Origin of the sequence: Leptospira kanakyensis (assembly GCF_004769235.1) — a bacterium.
Classification (GTDB): Bacteria; Spirochaetota; Leptospiria; order Leptospirales; family Leptospiraceae; genus Leptospira_A; species Leptospira_A kanakyensis.
Map to the genome: position 1 here is coordinate 1 of NZ_RQFG01000012.1, position 15,184 is coordinate 15,184.

22 protein-coding genes are annotated in these 15,184 nt (G+C 33.9%); 17 read left to right on the forward strand and 5 right to left on the reverse strand.

Going from position 1 to position 15,184, the window contains the following annotated elements; translation table 11 throughout:
* Window positions 1–331 precede the first annotated feature (331 nt).
* The 12 genes from EHQ16_RS09525 to EHQ16_RS09580 all read left to right on the forward strand — a co-directional run bounded on the left by EHQ16_RS09525 (window position 332) and on the right by EHQ16_RS09580 (window position 8,704).
* Window positions 332–652 carry a hypothetical protein gene (locus EHQ16_RS09525; protein WP_135636114.1) on the forward strand — a complete coding sequence of 107 codons (321 nt, stop codon included), beginning with the start codon at window positions 332–334 and terminating at the stop codon, window positions 650–652.
* A complete protein-coding gene (locus EHQ16_RS09530; RefSeq protein WP_135636111.1) occupies window positions 622–1,020 on the forward strand; it encodes a hypothetical protein in 399 nt (132 codons plus the stop codon). Before EHQ16_RS09525 ends, EHQ16_RS09530 begins: the two co-directional genes overlap by 31 nt.
* Window positions 1,021–1,768: 748 nt before the next feature.
* Window positions 1,769–2,107, forward strand: a complete 339-nt coding sequence (locus EHQ16_RS09535) for a type II toxin-antitoxin system RelE/ParE family toxin (RefSeq protein ID WP_015677956.1) — start codon at window positions 1,769–1,771, stop codon at window positions 2,105–2,107.
* Between the two features lies 1 nt (window position 2,108).
* Window positions 2,109–2,432, forward strand: coding sequence for a helix-turn-helix domain-containing protein (locus tag EHQ16_RS09540; protein ID WP_135636109.1), 324 nt, complete (start codon window positions 2,109–2,111; stop codon window positions 2,430–2,432).
* 240 nt (window positions 2,433–2,672) lie between these two features.
* Window positions 2,673–3,590 carry an LA_2444/LA_4059 family outer membrane protein gene (locus EHQ16_RS09545; protein ID WP_135636107.1) on the forward strand — a complete coding sequence of 306 codons (918 nt, stop codon included), beginning with the start codon at window positions 2,673–2,675 and terminating at the stop codon, window positions 3,588–3,590.
* Between the two features lie 220 nt (window positions 3,591–3,810).
* Window positions 3,811–4,674 (forward strand): DUF4037 domain-containing protein, encoded by an 864-nt coding sequence (locus EHQ16_RS09550; protein WP_135636105.1) that lies wholly within the window; start codon window positions 3,811–3,813, stop codon window positions 4,672–4,674.
* 293 nt (window positions 4,675–4,967) lie between these two features.
* Entirely contained in the window at window positions 4,968–5,198 is a 231-nt protein-coding gene (vapB, locus tag EHQ16_RS09555) for a type II toxin-antitoxin system antitoxin VapB (RefSeq protein ID WP_100729144.1), read from the forward strand.
* Window positions 5,195–5,599: a type II toxin-antitoxin system tRNA(fMet)-specific endonuclease VapC gene (gene vapC / locus EHQ16_RS09560; RefSeq protein WP_135636103.1), complete on the forward strand. Its 405-nt coding sequence runs from the start codon at window positions 5,195–5,197 to the stop codon at window positions 5,597–5,599. Before vapB ends, vapC begins: the two co-directional genes overlap by 4 nt.
* A 256-nt stretch (window positions 5,600–5,855) precedes the next feature.
* Complete coding sequence (locus EHQ16_RS09565) at window positions 5,856–6,137, forward strand: type II toxin-antitoxin system RelE/ParE family toxin (protein WP_135636101.1); 282 nt, start codon at window positions 5,856–5,858, stop codon at window positions 6,135–6,137.
* 16 nt (window positions 6,138–6,153) lie between these two features.
* Window positions 6,154–6,456 (forward strand): HigA family addiction module antitoxin, encoded by a 303-nt coding sequence (locus tag EHQ16_RS09570; protein ID WP_135636099.1) that lies wholly within the window; start codon window positions 6,154–6,156, stop codon window positions 6,454–6,456.
* Window positions 6,457–7,473: 1,017 nt separating this feature from the next.
* On the forward strand, window positions 7,474–8,037 hold the full coding sequence (locus tag EHQ16_RS09575) for a DUF4256 domain-containing protein (RefSeq protein ID WP_135636097.1): 564 nt from the start codon (window positions 7,474–7,476) through the stop codon (window positions 8,035–8,037).
* 7 nt (window positions 8,038–8,044) lie between these two features.
* On the forward strand, window positions 8,045–8,704 hold the full coding sequence (locus EHQ16_RS09580) for an SOS response-associated peptidase family protein (RefSeq protein WP_135636094.1): 660 nt from the start codon (window positions 8,045–8,047) through the stop codon (window positions 8,702–8,704).
* A gap of 15 nt (window positions 8,705–8,719) precedes the next feature.
* Here the strand turns inward: EHQ16_RS09580 and EHQ16_RS09585 are convergent, their stop codons facing one another.
* Entirely contained in the window at window positions 8,720–9,157 is a 438-nt protein-coding gene (locus EHQ16_RS09585; RefSeq protein WP_135636092.1) for a MarR family winged helix-turn-helix transcriptional regulator, read from the reverse strand.
* A gap of 106 nt (window positions 9,158–9,263) precedes the next feature.
* Between EHQ16_RS09585 and EHQ16_RS09590 the strand changes: the two genes are divergently transcribed.
* On the forward strand, window positions 9,264–9,653 hold the full coding sequence (locus EHQ16_RS09590; protein WP_135636090.1) for a DoxX family membrane protein: 390 nt from the start codon (window positions 9,264–9,266) through the stop codon (window positions 9,651–9,653).
* Between the two features lie 109 nt (window positions 9,654–9,762).
* On the opposite strand, the gene EHQ16_RS09595 is transcribed toward EHQ16_RS09590, so the two are convergent.
* Genes EHQ16_RS09595 through EHQ16_RS09605 form a run of 3 tightly spaced genes read right to left on the reverse strand, consistent with a single transcriptional unit; the run spans window position 9,763 to window position 11,098 of the window.
* Window positions 9,763–10,233 carry an SRPBCC family protein gene (locus EHQ16_RS09595; protein ID WP_135636088.1) on the reverse strand — a complete coding sequence of 157 codons (471 nt, stop codon included), beginning with the start codon at window positions 10,231–10,233 and terminating at the stop codon, window positions 9,763–9,765.
* Window positions 10,234–10,278: 45 nt separating this feature from the next.
* Entirely contained in the window at window positions 10,279–10,755 is a 477-nt protein-coding gene (locus EHQ16_RS09600) for an SRPBCC family protein (protein WP_135636086.1), read from the reverse strand.
* Window positions 10,718–11,098 carry an ArsR/SmtB family transcription factor gene (locus EHQ16_RS09605; RefSeq protein WP_135636084.1) on the reverse strand — a complete coding sequence of 127 codons (381 nt, stop codon included), beginning with the start codon at window positions 11,096–11,098 and terminating at the stop codon, window positions 10,718–10,720. The genes EHQ16_RS09600 and EHQ16_RS09605 overlap by 38 nt, the downstream gene beginning before the upstream one ends.
* A gap of 222 nt (window positions 11,099–11,320) precedes the next feature.
* Between EHQ16_RS09605 and EHQ16_RS09610 the strand changes: the two genes are divergently transcribed.
* The 4 genes from EHQ16_RS09610 to EHQ16_RS09625 all read left to right on the forward strand — a co-directional run bounded on the left by EHQ16_RS09610 (window position 11,321) and on the right by EHQ16_RS09625 (window position 14,404).
* Complete coding sequence (locus tag EHQ16_RS09610) at window positions 11,321–11,647, forward strand: DMT family transporter (protein ID WP_135636082.1); 327 nt, start codon at window positions 11,321–11,323, stop codon at window positions 11,645–11,647.
* Window positions 11,648–11,670: 23 nt separating this feature from the next.
* Window positions 11,671–12,198, forward strand: a complete 528-nt coding sequence (locus tag EHQ16_RS09615) for a MepB family protein (RefSeq protein ID WP_135636080.1) — start codon at window positions 11,671–11,673, stop codon at window positions 12,196–12,198.
* A gap of 57 nt (window positions 12,199–12,255) precedes the next feature.
* Window positions 12,256–13,488, forward strand: a complete 1,233-nt coding sequence (locus EHQ16_RS09620; RefSeq protein ID WP_135636078.1) for an adenylate/guanylate cyclase domain-containing protein — start codon at window positions 12,256–12,258, stop codon at window positions 13,486–13,488.
* Between the two features lie 85 nt (window positions 13,489–13,573).
* Window positions 13,574–14,404 (forward strand): acyl-[acyl-carrier-protein] thioesterase, encoded by an 831-nt coding sequence (locus tag EHQ16_RS09625; protein ID WP_135636075.1) that lies wholly within the window; start codon window positions 13,574–13,576, stop codon window positions 14,402–14,404.
* On the opposite strand, the gene EHQ16_RS09630 is transcribed toward EHQ16_RS09625, so the two are convergent.
* A complete protein-coding gene (locus EHQ16_RS09630; RefSeq protein ID WP_135636073.1) occupies window positions 14,394–15,125 on the reverse strand; it encodes a pseudouridine synthase in 732 nt (243 codons plus the stop codon). The genes EHQ16_RS09625 and EHQ16_RS09630 overlap by 11 nt on opposite strands.
* Window positions 15,126–15,184 lie beyond the last annotated feature (59 nt).

A 15,184-nucleotide genomic window follows, 5' to 3' on the forward strand; every position in this document is an offset into this window, starting at 1 on the left:
ACGCAAGCTACATGCCAGTCCCTAACGTCCCGTTGGGACTCAGGGTCGGGGAACGTCGTCTCCGCTAATTCGTTATACGCCAGTGGCTAGAATTTTCATCAAAAAAAAATAGATAAAATTCAACGATTTAAGCCGTTAATTTCCTTTCAATCTTTTCGCTTTCAAAAATATAATATTTAGTCTATTAGGTAAATCGTTATGGTTAAATTTGAATAAATGATGATTCAAACAATTTCCTATAATTTATCTGATAATGGCACGATAAAATAAATTTAAGAAATATCGAATAAGAGAGATTTAGAATAATATATTTAGAATGAGGAACCTTGGATTGAAATTTAAACTTAGCATAATTTTATTATTTTTTATACAATTACACTCGTGTATAAGTATCCCGAATATAAAAAATAAAGAAATCAATAACTCTATTGATTGCCATCGAATATATCGTAGCCTAGAAAATGATTTTTTAACCACTCGCGGAGTTCAAATAGCTACATTACAATTTGCTTTCTGGGGAGCTGTCTTTATGGGAACTAATTTCGGATTAATTTTACTTCTACCTATACCAATGTTGGAAATTTTATCTTATAATGATTTATCAGGAAAAAAAGAAGAAGAATGGAAAAAATTAGAATGCTTAAATCAATAATATTCTTTAGTATATTTTTTTCTATCAGCTGCGCAACAGTCCTAACTCCAAAGTATTCAACAATTTATATAAGATCGAATGAACAAAAAAATGGGCATGTTTCTTGTGGAGAAGGAGAGAAAAAGATTTATTTCTCATCTCCAGATATTGTAAAAATTGAATCCAATAAGAAATGTACGATTGTAATTAAAATAGATAATAAAGAACATATCTTGTTGATACCAAAGATGTATAATCCTTCTTTAGTAGGAAATTATGGTAGTCCAGGAATTATATTTTTTCCAATAGATTTTTTGACTGGGTATTATAAGATTCCAAAAGATAGTATAATAGAGTTGGATAATTATAAGAGTTACATAGACGAATAACTAAAGATTCTTAGATTCTCATCTGCGCCCTGTAGTAAAGGAAACGGGTTCGACGCAACCTCCTGTCAACTGCGATGGTTCTCATTGCTATACGCAAGTGGCAGAAATTTTCAAAAAGATGTTAAAATAGAAAATAATTAGATTGAGATTATAAATTTGGAAGTTTCATTTGATTAGGAATGAAGATGATTAAACTTTTCATTCAAAAAAAAATATCCTGATCAAATCGAATTTAAATGTAAAATTAGAGATTTTAAATGATTTATAAACCAGCCGAGTAAAAATCGATAATCTTCCATGTTTGATTATTTTATTCGGAAAAAGAACTAAATAATGCCCTTACTGAGTTAGTAATGGGAAGTTGTGAAATTTTCCCAAAATTTCAATATTCAAATGAAGAATTGGATTCTTTCTTTAGAATTCATTCGAAAATTCAAGATATATATTAGAATAAAAGCCACCAGCGTATAACAGCGACTACTCACTTCGCTTCGGCACTACGGCCTCGCTCGGGCTACGCCACATTTCCCTTCTGGCACTCCCCTTGCCTACGCAAGTGTCGTGGCCAGTCCCTAACGTCCCGTTCGGGACTCAGGGCCAGCCTACGTCGGTTAGTCTAGTTCGTTATACGACATTTCCGAGAAATCTATAAAAGAACGGGCGTCCATGCCCGCAAGAACGAAAAAAAGGTAGAGGAAGAGATTACTTAATTCTTGACAAACATTACCTGCGCGTTATATTACTCTAAGTGTATGAAATAAAAAGAACCGAAGAGATGGTTCTCTGGCTAAAAGATCTAGATAATGATGCAAAAAAGGATATTTTAGTTTCTATCGAAATTCTTAAGGAGTTTGGGCCTAGACTCGGAAGACCACATGTTGATACCATTACCGGTTCTAAAATCAAAAATTTAAAGGAACTTAGGGTTAATAGCAAAAATAGACCCTTTAGGATATTTTTCGTTTTTGATCCTAAGAGAAATGCTATTTTACTCATTGGCGGAAATAAAGCTACTTCTAAGAAATTTTATCCAAACATGATCAAAAAATCTGAAGAATTATACTCTGAATATTTGGGAGATTTGTAATATGATTAAGAAAAAAAAAGAATTAAAAAGTTTTGATACTGATCTTACTAAATTTGTCTCACAAGATATTATTGAACAAGCAAAAGCTGAGGCTCAAAAACAAATTTTCAAATTGAAGCTTGCTGAACTAAGACAAAAACAAGGAATCAAACAAACTGATGTAGATGGTTTTTCTCAAGTTAGTGTTTCTAGAATCGAATCTAGATCTGATATTAAAATCTCTACACTAGTCGATTATGTTCACGCCTGCGGATTTGATGTTGAGATTAAGGCTGTCCCCAAAAAAAAGAAGAGCAAAGAAGAATTTGTTTTATTAAGAGCCTAAGAAAACGCCATCCGTGGCTTAACCAATTCGCTACACTCGAAAACGTCGTATAACAGCGACTAACCGCTTCGCTTCGGGACTTGCGCCCTCGCTCGGTCTCCGACACATAGGCTTCTGGCACTCCCCTTGCCTGCGCAAGTGTCGTGGCCAGTCCCTAACGTCCCGTTAACGGGACTCAGGGTCAGGGAACGTCGTCTCCACTAGTTCGTTATACGACATGACAAAAACTGAATCATTAAAATGAAAAAAATTATAAAAACAACAATCTTAATACTAATTCTTTTAAACTCTGCATTAATTTCGCAGTCGACAAAACCAACTATAGAAACTGGAATCAAGGCACAAAAAGCTGAATTCATTCCTTTTGATTATAGTAGATCAGTTTCTGATGCTATACCAATTTGGCTGGTAAATGTCCATAATTTAAGAAATAATTCGAAAACTATTACACCGTTCTTCTTCATTTATAAAAATTTAGAAAAAGGATTTGCTGTTGAATTCGAATATACAAAAATTCAGCTAGAAAGAGCAAATTTTGATAGCGAGATTTATACTAATCCCCAAATCAGAAGATTTAAAAATTATCTTACAAACAATGAAAGAAGTGATTTTAAATTAAATTTTCTCTTTTTTCCTTCACAACAGCTAAACGAATATTTCTCATTTGGTCTTGGAATACGGAAAATTGACAGATTAAGAAACGCGTCAGTTCAAAATTATTCACTTGAGGAAAAAATAATAGCTCACGGACCACAAATTGTTATGAAATCTAAAATTCCTCTGACTGATCAACTTTCAATCAATTTAGGATTGGACTTGTATCATACTCAAGGTAGAAGAACTTACAATTATTCTGCACAATATTATTATTCTTTCGATAATTTTTCCTATATTGAAACTGTAAAAGACAATGGAAAAACTATTGGGGTATTTCAAGGTTATGAAGCAAATGTTTCTTTAAAATATAATTTCCTCGAAAATTACAATCTTGCATTCGGGTATAACTACAATTATGCATATTTTAAATACGAAAACTTAGGTGATTCAATTTACTATGCCTCTTCGGAGTCCAAAACAATTCAGCAACAAAATACTAAATTCTCAAATGGAAAAGAGATTATCAGAGGATTCTATATCTCTGCTTCTACCGTATTCTAATTGTCACGTCGTATAACATTGTCTACTCACTTCGCTTCGGCACTACGGCCTTGCTCGGGCTACGCCACATTTCCCTTCTGGCATTCGCTCGCATACGCAAGCTACATGCCAGTCCCTAACGTCCCGACGGGACTCAGGGTCGGGAAACGTCGAGTAGACTAATTCGTTATGCGCAATGCCAACTTTGAAACTAACGAAAATCGTTTAGGAACAAAAAAATTTGAATATACCAGAAAATAAACTGAAAATGCTAAATGCTGTAACAAATGACTTAAAGCTCATTAAAAACATAAAAGCAATTGTGCTTGGTGGTTCGTATTGCATCGATATGGCAAATGAAAATTCCGATCTAGACATTGGAATTTATTACAGTGAATCTTCACCCTTCGAAATTGAACAGGTAAAGATTCTTGCAAAAAAATATCAAATTGACGATTCCCTTACCGTTACTGGATTTTATCAATGGGGGAATTGGGTTAATGGAGGCGCTTGGATTAATACAGCTGAAGGTGAATTAGACATTCTATATAAAAATATTCAACAAATAGCCGCAACCATAGAAAAATGCAAGGAAGGAATTATAGAAAATGATTACGAACAACAACCTCCATATGGATTTTCTTCGGTTATTTATTTAGCAGAGACTTTCTATTGTGTTCCATTATACGATCCGGAAAAAATCATTGAAAATTTAAAAAAGGAAGTTAATCAGTATCCTGTAAAACTTAAAGAAGCAATTATTCAAAAATCTTTATGGTCAGCAGAATTTACACTTTGGCAAGCTGAAAAATTTGCAAAAAAAAATGATTACTACAATACCACTGGATGTATTTCTCGAGCTTTGAAAAATATAATAGATTCTCTCTTTGCTATCAACGAGCAATATACAATCGGAGATAAAAACTCAATACGATTGTTGGAATCAGCAAAAAAAAGGCCTGATAATCTAAACGAATTTATAAAACGTATAGTTAGTATAAACGATACTACTAGTTTATCTTTTAATGTAGCTGAACTAAAATCATTATTTGAAGAAACTCTTAAACTAGGAACTGGATATTACCGCCCTTACTTTAAACTATAAAAACATATTATACAAATACAATGGCAAAGCGCATAACAGCGTCTTCCAGCTACGTTTCGGCACAAGGCCTCACTCGGCCTGCGGCAAATTCCCTTCCGTCACGCTTCTCGCTCCGCAAGAAGACGCGCCGACGCTAACGCCTACTCCGTAGGCTCAGCTACGAGGAACGTCGATTAGCCTAGTTCGTTATACGACAGTCAACAAATCTATCCTTCAGAACGTCAGCAAAACTTAAGAAATATCTAAATATTTAAGACTTGACAATCCCAAAATATATATACTAAAATGTATATATGAATCGTGCTAAATTATTTAAAAACGGTGATAGTCAAGCTGTTAGACTTCCAAAAGAATTTCGATTCAAAGGAAAAGAGGTCTACATCAGAAAAGACGGGAATTGTGTCATCATATCTCCGATCGATGATGCTGTTGATAGATTATGGAAATCACTCAACGATTTTTCTGATGATTTTAACATTGAAAGAAATCAACCGAAAACTTTTGATAAGCGAAATTCAATATGAATAAGTATTTGTTAGATACAAATATTTGCATTTATATTATAAATCAAAAACCTGAAGTTGTTTATCAGAAATTTAAAAAGATAAGCCTAGATAATATTTTTATCTCATCAATTTCTGAGTTTGAACTAAAATATGGAGTTGAAAAAAGTCAAAAATCAGAACAAAATCAAAAAACTCTTAATGAATTTCTAGGATATCTAAACATCATTCCTTTCGACTCAGAATCTGCTTCTATAGCTGGATCAATAAGAACAAAACTAGAAAAAAAGGGAGAAATTATCGGCCCTTATGACTTATTCATTGCTGCACAAGCTATCGCAAATGAGATAATACTAGTCACAAACAATGAAAAAGAATTTAAGAGAATCAAAGACCTTAAAATCGAAAACTGGATTAACTAGAACGCTGACCGTCGTATAACAGCATGTAAACGCTGCGCTTCGGGACTTACGCCCTCGCTTGGTCTGCGACACATAGGCTTCTGGCACTCCCCTTGCATCCGCAAGTGTCGTGGCCAGTCCCTAACGTCCCGTTCCGGGACTCAGGGTCAGCCTACGTCGGTTAGTCTAGTTCGTTATCTGCAATTGGGTTAAATCTTTGTGAAAGCTTAAAAATAAAAAGATTGACTACTATATCTGCAGTAGAGATATAGTAGATGTGATTCTTTCTTTCGGAGATAAAGAAACAGAAAAAATATTTAACCAAATCTTTTCAAAAAGGATTCCACCGGAAATTCAAAAGAAAGCTCTTATTAAACTAATTTTACTAGATAACACGGAGAAAGAAGATGACTTGAAATCTCCTCCTTCAAACAGATTGGAAAGCTTAAAAGGCGATTTGAATGGATTCTATTCAATTAGAATCAATGATCAGTGGCGTATCATTTTTAAATTTGAGCAAGGAAACTGTAATCAAGTATCTATTGTTGATTATCATTAAAGGATTTAAATAAACTATGAAAAATAACAGAATCCCGACTCCAACTGTCGCTGAAATTTTAAAAGAAGAATTTCTTGAACCTATGCAAATCACTCCTTATAAATTATCTAAGGAACTCCATGTGTCTACTTCAACTATTTTAGACATATTACATGGGAAGAGAAAAATAACTGTAGATATGTCATTAAGATTATCTAAGTTTTTTGGAATGTCTGAAAAATTTTGGATAAATTTACAAACCGATCTAGAGATTAGAGAGAAAAAAGAAAAATTAAAGAGTAAATTAGACTCCATAAAAACTCTTAAACTATCGGCCTAATTAACTAACCCAACTGCAGATAACAGCGACTAACCGCTTCACTTCGACACTCACTACCTCGCTCTGTCTCCGAAGCATAGGCTTCTCTTACTCCCATTGCCTGCGCACGTCTAGTGACCAATCCATATCGTCAAGCTCGGGCTCATTGATAGTATAATTATAAGTATAGTAAGTTATACGAAATTTAAGCAAATAAGCCAGAAAAGAAAAAGGGTGATTAGGTATATCACTTATTAATTCATCAAACGAAAGACTAAACGCTAAAAATACAAGGATCATCAGAAGTTTAAAAAAATCCAGGAGATGTTTTGAAAAAATCGACGAATAATACAAAAAAGAAGATTTTGATATTACTCATTTCATAGAATAATTAAATCAACTATAGTAAAAAATGAAAATCTATAAATGGGCACTAATCACATCCATCCTTTCATCAGCAAACTTTGAATCCGGAATAACAAATTTTACACGAAAATTTGGCAAGACAAAAGAAAAATCATACAAGTGTCTCCTTACTATGGTTCATCTATGTGATAGAAGTCCTGAGGCAGAAAGATTGAAACTTAGGCGTCAAGATATGTATTGATAGTTATGGTTACTATTTTATGGTCAATGCCCTTTGTCAAATGCCAAAAGAATCTAAATTAAGTCAAAATGTAAAAATACCAAGGCGAAAGCGAAACTGGTGAAATAATATCTTTACTAAAATTTAAAAAGAGAAGATAGGACTGGTATCTCCATAGAAACAATGTTACTTAACTATCATATGACATAGAACATAACTAGACCCTCGGAGAACCAAAGAAAAACATTTACGACCATAAAAACCTCGAGAAACGACTAAAGACAAATTGTCGACAATAAATCCAAGCTAAATGAGTTCAAATTCATTGAAAGCGACCATATTTTTTGCAGAAAGGAAGTGACGGCGATTTAAATTTAACTATAGTTTCCCAAGTGAAATCAATTTCTATTTCTGATTTCACTTTATAGATATCTACGAAGGGATTGAAACCGATGAATAATAAAAGAAAACTATCTCCTAAACAATCTGAAGAAATCTTAGTAGAGTTAAAAATTCGTTTTGATAAAAACAAAAACCGGCATCCCGATATGGAATGGAAAAAAATTCAAAGTAAATTAGAAACCAATCCAGACAAGTTATGGTCTCTCTATGAAATGGAAAAAACAGGAGGGGAACCTGATGTTGTGGGTTATGATAAAAAAAAGGATGAATATATTTTCTTCGATTGTTCTCCTGAAACCCCAAAAGAGAGAAGAAGTATTTGTTATGATCGGAAAGCCTTGGATTCAAGAAAAGAAAATAAACCCAAAAGTAGTGCCTTAGAAATGGCAACTGCAATGGGGATTCAATTATTAACAGAAGCGGAATACAAAGAGTTACAAAAACTAGGAACCTTCGATTCAAAAACATCTAGTTGGATATTAACCCCTTCTAATATTAGGGATCTGGGTGGGGCATTATTTGCTGACTTCCGTTACGGAGCTGTGTTCATATACCACAATGGTGCAGAATCGTATTATGCAGTTAGAGGGTTTCGAGGTTCTCTTCGCGTGTAAAAAAACTATGTCAAATTTATTCATAAATAGGTTGATTGCTATTGAAGAACATCAAAACCGATGGGAAAATTTTTCAGTTACTGATGCTAACTATAAAGAAACATATGATAAATATTCTCAAACTGGGCTCGCGATAAAACCGAATGATACTTTTTGGTTCCTACGACAAATAAACAACAAAACCTCACTTTGTTCTGGAACATGGGGAACAAAACAATCTTTTGCCAAAGATCGCTTAATCACAACCACTCAATCTGAACATATACTTTCCTCATCCTTTTGGAAAAAATATTCAGACAATCGATGTTTAATTCCAGTAACAGCTTATTTTGAATGGCAAATGCAACCAAATGGTAAAAAACATAAATTTAAAATTGAATTTAAAGATAAAAACTCTTACTTTGCTGGAATCTTTGGATCAAAATCAGACGGCATGCAGAATTGGGTTACAATCATCACACAAGTAGCCAATGAAAAAACAGCGGAAATCCATAACTCTGGAGATAACAAACACAGACAACCAGTTGTGATCCAAAGAGAAAATCAAAACCAATGGTTAAATTCTAAAATAACAAATGACTTTGATTTACAGAAACTAATAACGCAGTTTCAGTCAAATGAAATAATCACTGAAGATCTAGATTATGAACAAACGTTATTTGGATGATACTAGGTAAATAGTTTACTTTTTGATATCATCACCAAAAATTCTTCTGAATTGTTTCAATAGAACTAAAAAGCTTTTTCTATTTTTCTCCGACATCGAACTTAATATTGGTTCAAAGTGATTTAGGATTTTTTTTGGCAAAATTTTTTCCAAAGATTTTCCTTTGGCAGAAAGACGAATCAACGTTGACCTTTTATCCAACTTTGAAATCTCAATTTGAATGAGCCCAGTTCCCTCCATACGACTGATCATTTTAGATGCAGATGGTGCATCTTGTAATGTTAATTCAATGATTTGTTTTTGACTAAGCACTTCCTTTTGCCACAACATCGCCAATACCTGCCACTGTTCTGGTGTCAGATAAAACTCCCTAAGACAACGAATCAGTTCTCTTCTAAAAAGAAGTGAAACTCGATTTAAATTAAATCCAATTTGATCATCCAATAAAAACATATCTTTATATTCATTCTAATAAACCAATTTATTTGTCCAGACAAATAAATTTGACAAAACATAGCCCTTCTTTTACTTGTCTAGACAAATAAATAAGGAGAAATCAATGAATCGAATTGATTTTTGTATTAGAATGTTGTTGGGTATTGTTTTTATTCTATTCGGAAGTAGTAAGTTTTACGCCTTTATGCCAACTCCTCCGATGACCCCTGGTGCTGCTAATTTTATCGCTGCACTCATAACGACTGGATACCTATGGAAATTGGTTGGCTTTTTTGAAATCGGTGGAGGCATCCTCATTCTTTTTCCAAAAACAACAATCCTCGGTATATTAATTCTTACACCAATCATAGTTAATATCATTTTCTATTTGGGTTTTTTACAATATCAGATTGGATCAGCACCTTTTATAATGATACTGTTCTTGGTTTTGAGTTCCGGTCTAATTGCATGGCATAGAAAAAATCAGTGGATTAGCTTATTTCGGATTGAATAGAAGACTAGTTTTGCATTGGATTATTTTCTCGTTTCTTTAATAGAAAAGAAATAAAATATATCTTTTCAATAGATACAGAAGAGTTCATAACAACCCTTCTGTAATTGATTCAATTCATATCATCGATCTTAATATCATCTGGTGACGGCCGACCAACACCATGTTCGATAAAGTCACGGAGACTGAGTAGAAAAGTTGCCCATTTCATACTACAATGAGCAGTAAACTCGTTTTCCTCTCTCCAATCCCGGTGACGAAAATACAGAATTGTCATTTTTTCTCCATTTGGAGTTTTACCAGAACTCAATTGAAAATCGATATGAGAACCTATCCAATCCTCAGGTCCAGCATTACATTCCCATAACAATTGTTTTGGCTCCAATTTTTGAACTTTCATTTCAATCTCATTTCCATGTCCAAATCCAAACTGAATCGATTCACCTACAGAAGAAACACCAGTAACAAAACTTCCATTTACTTCCCTAGTCCACCAATTGCTTAGCCCAATTTTTGTGGTAAGTGCATCCATGACATCCTTTTCTCCAGCCCTAATTCCTACTTTATGGTAAATCCCGTTCATACAATTCTCCTTAATTTTCTTTTTTATCTATTATATTTTTAAAAATTACTCTAAAATTGATTCCATCCAATGACTCAAACTATCGAGGATACTTGTCCAACCATGGTTATGCATTTTAATTTGAAGATCACTGCTAAGGTCTTCATGAATCAACGTGACTAAGGTTGTCGTTTTTTGTTTGCTACTTTTTTTTGTTTCATGTTTGGAATCCTTTTCTTCTTCAAAAGTAACTGTAACAAGTGTATCTCGGTTTTCCGTCGCATGAGAGCGCCAAGTAAATACCAACTTATGCGGTTCGTCGATAGTAATGTATTCGCCAGAATGTGGAAGGATTTTGCCATCCAGTTCCATATTGATTAAAAATCTACCACCTGGCCTCGGATCCATTGTGACGGATTCAATGCCAATACCTTCTCCAGACAAAAACCAAAGAGAAAAATCTTTAGCGTTTAGCCAGGCTCTAAAAAGTTTTGTTGGATCTGCACTAATTCTTTTTTCGACTTTTAGAATTTTTCGATCCATTCTCTTTTTCCTCTAAAAATGATTCGAGCCTTGCCAGTTTGTTTGTCCAAAACTCTTGATGATACTTAATCCAATTGGTTGCCTCTAAAAGAGTTTGGTTTTGTAATTCGAGACGAAAACTACGCCCATCCTCGGGAGCACGAATTTTCCTTATAAGTTCCGCGTCAGTGAGCACTTCGATATGTTTCGCAACACCTGCAAAAGACATTGTAAAGGGTTCTGCTAATTCGGTAATACTCAGCGATCCCTTACGAAGGCGAATCAACATTTGCCTTCTCGAATGGTCTGCCAAAGCGGCAAATACCCGATCTAAAACTTGTTCTTTTTTTCTCAATTCAACCATTTGGTTGAGTAAATCAAATTTATTTTTTTAGTCAAATATTAAACCATTTGATTTAATATTTTTTATAGAAATAACTACTGTCCGAAAGTATTTTTTTTGAAATTAAAAGAAGTTTGGTAAAAGAAAGGGGCCGGGTATATAGGTTAGTTTCTTTAAGGATTTGTTTTATATAAGATTTACATTGGAAGATAGAAACGAGAATGTATCCTTTAGGAAGCGGGTATGAACTGGATTTTGTTATTGGTTGCTGGCCTTTTTGAAGTAATGTTTGCGTTTTGCCTAGGAAAGGCAAAAGAAACTACAGGAAAGGAAGTTTATCTATGGTATTTAGGATTTTTTATCTCTTTAACCATTAGCATGGTATTACTCATTATAGTAACGAAAGAATTGCCTATTGGTACGAGTTATGCGGTCTGGACAGGAATTGGTGCAGCAGGAACTGTGCTTATTGGTATTTTATTTTTCAAAGAACCCATTGAATTCTGGCGACTTTTTTTCCTATCTACCCTCGTTTTATCGGTAGTTGGACTAAAATTTGTATCGCACTAAAATATCTAACATTACCAATCAAAATGACTAAAAAAGTAAATAAAACAGAAAGTATTCCACTTTTTTTAATAAGCACCAAAGAGAAGTTATTTGATAGATTAGGATTACCTCTGACAAATGTTTTGCTGGAACCAGATAGTGATGCGTATGATGCCTGTCATTTCCATGTTCAAAACATTAAAATAAGGTTTCGTAAAGCAAAAATCACTCCAAAAAAAATTGGATTATTCGTAACGCTATGGAAAAGGAACAAATTGGGTGTAACGGAACCGTTCGATAACAAAGACAATACGGACATTTATCTGATTTCAGCAAACCAAAAAAATAGAATTGGTTATTTTGTTTTCACAAAACAAATATTAAATGAAAAAGGAATCCTAAGAGGTAAATATGAAGGCAAACGCGGATTTCGTGTTTATCCATCGTGGGACAAACCAAACAACAAACAGGGGGTAGAGACACAAAACTGGCAAAAACTCTACTTCGCAGAACTGACTGAAAAAGACGGGAATTTAGATTCGATTCGAAACTTATTTAGTTTATCCAAATAGAAACTCAAATTCATTTTCTTATTGACTGAAACTTAAAATTCAGGTTTTATTCCTGCAATGAAATTTATCGGAAAAATTTGGACAACTATTCTAAACATTGGAGTTACGGAAACAACGTATGAAAAGGATGCAAAGTTCATTCGTTTAACGAATGCTCTTGCTATTATCGTAGGTATATGGTTATTCTCCATCATTCCTTCACTTCTGCCTTACTACCCGTCCAGCCAATATATCATTTACAATTCCATATTTTTTCCCGCAATTTGGTTATTTGTTTTATATTTTAATCACAGAGGTTGGTATACCTTCGCAAAACTATTTTTTTCATATACCGCAATGGTTTGTGTTGTTTTTAATTCTTTGCAAGCAGGTAGAGAGTCAGACAATCACCTATTTCTGCTTCTTATCAGCATTATGGCTTTTTATACCTTTCCACCAGAACAACTTAAATATATTTCGCGAGTTTCTCTATCTGCGCTCATTCTTTTTATCGCTGTTGAAGTATATTTAACAAACAAAGGGCCAATCATCCAAGCTCCACCTGAATTTTTCCAACTTGGAAGGTTAATTACTTTAGTTGCTCTCTGTATCCTTGTATACATTGTAACTCTATATAATTACAAAACCTTACATAAAGCACAAGATCTACTTGAAATAGAACATCAAAAGTCAGAAAGTCTACTTCTAAACATTCTACCTCCAACAATTGCAAATAGACTCAAATCCAAAAATGAAATCATTGCTGACAAAACAAATGAAGCAACAATCCTATTTGCCGATATCGTTGATTTCACCGTTGTGTCACAAACAATGGAACCTGAAAAGATTGTTTCTCTTTTGAATGATATATTTTCGGAATTTGATACAATTATCAAAAATCGCAATCTTGAAAAAATAAAAACTATTGGTGATGCTTATATGGTGGCATCAGGAATTCCTGAATCCAGAGCGGATCATTGCGAAGCGGTTGCGTTATGTGCTTTAGATATGTTAACTTCAATTAAAAAAGGAATCACTGACGATTCTAAAAATTTCAAAATCCGAATTGGGATTCATACAGGTCCCGTAGTTGCTGGTGTCATTGGCAAAAGTAAATTTATTTATGATCTATGGGGTGATAGTGTTAATACAGCAAGTCGGATGGAATCACATGGAGCTGAAGGAAAGATTCACGTATCCAAGGATGTTTTTGAAAAACTAAAAAACAAATTCAAGTTTGAAGAAAAAAGAGAAATTCCAGTCAAAGGGAAAGGAATTATGGAAACATATTTTCTTGTTCAAAAAATCTAAACAGATAATATGCAAATGATTTCGAAAAGAATGGTATAGGTTGAATTCTTCTTTACCGCTAATTTAGAATGAAGAAAAAGGTGGAATGAGTCAAATTTTTCGGAAAAACTTAATTACCCGCAATTTCGATTTAGACTGGAACCGTCATGTCACCAGTAGAACCTACGAAAAATTTGGTTACGATGCGAGATGCGATGTTTTAAAGGAATTTGGATATTCCATAGAACAAATGTTAAACTCAAATGTTCGTTATCTTCCAGGATCAACCTATGTTAGGTTTTTAGACCAACAATTTGCCGATTCAGAGGTGACAGTAGAATCGGAAGTTTTCCGAATGGATACAGGCCTTCTATTGTGGAAACAAAACATTTTTGGCCCAAATGGAAAAAAGGCCTGCGAATTAGAAACAACATCTAGTTTGGTTCAAGATGACAAAATCATTCAAATTTTAAAAATTCCAGAAATCAACGTCACTCCTCACAAGTTTACTATCCATCCTAAACCCACCAAACAAAACACAGTGGAACATGATTATTATATTCCTTTTAGCGATATGAACTGTTTTTGGAATTTACCTTCGGATGCGATATGGAAAATTTTCGAAGAAGGTCGATTTTTATTTTTTAAAGAAATCGTAGATTTAAGTTTAATCCAAGAAACAGATGCCACTACATTCTTTATGGGTGGAGAAATTTTAATCCACAAACAACTGGAACCTGGATCACATGTGAAAATTCTAAGTTGGATTGAAAGTTTTGAAAAAATTCGTTTTTACTTTCGACAAGACATCGTTGATTTGAACGGGAACTTACTAGCGAGTATGAAAGATGAACAACTATTCGTATCTCTTTCTAAATCTCGTCCAAGAAAAGCTCCTGAGGCATTCTTCAATAAAATTGAAAGGTTTATTGAATGATCGGAGTTTTTTGTTTTAGAAGAATTTCCTCATCCTCGGTTAACTCCCGATAGGTTCCAAGGGATAGTGCAGGATCTAATTTTATATTTCCCATTTTCACTCGTTTCAAATAAACAACTTCTTTTCCCAAACTTTGAAACATCCTTCTGATTTGTCTGTATTTTCCTTCTTTCAACCAAACCGTAACGACATTGGGAGTTTCTGAATTGGGAATGGCAAGTCTTGCAGGTAATGTTTTATAACCATCGTCCAAAACAATACCTTGTTCAAAATTGATGATGTCTTCGTTTGTCACTGATTCAGAAATTTCCGCATAATACTCTTTTTCTACAAAGTGTTTGGGAGATGTATAATAATGAGCAAGTGTTCCATCAGTTGTAAATAACAACAATCCTTCCGTTTCTTTATCTAAACGACCTACGGGAAATAAGTTCATATTCCTATGCCTTTCACTTAGATAATCCATCACCGTTTTTTCACGAGGATCTTCTGTTGCAGTAATACAATCAGGAGCTTTGTTCATCATAAAATAATAGAACTCCTTTCTTGTGAGTTTTTCTTCGTAATAAATAACTTCATCTGCAAGAGAAACTTTAAAACCAGGATCTTTGATCACCACCCCATTGACTTTGACCAACCCCTGATGGATCTCTTTTTTTACATCGGAGCGAGAGCCTAGACCAGAATTCCCTAGAACTTTATCCAAACGATCTTTTGCCATATATAAAAATCAAACTTTCTGCTAGAAAGGGATATTGCAATCATGAATTCGACTATCTG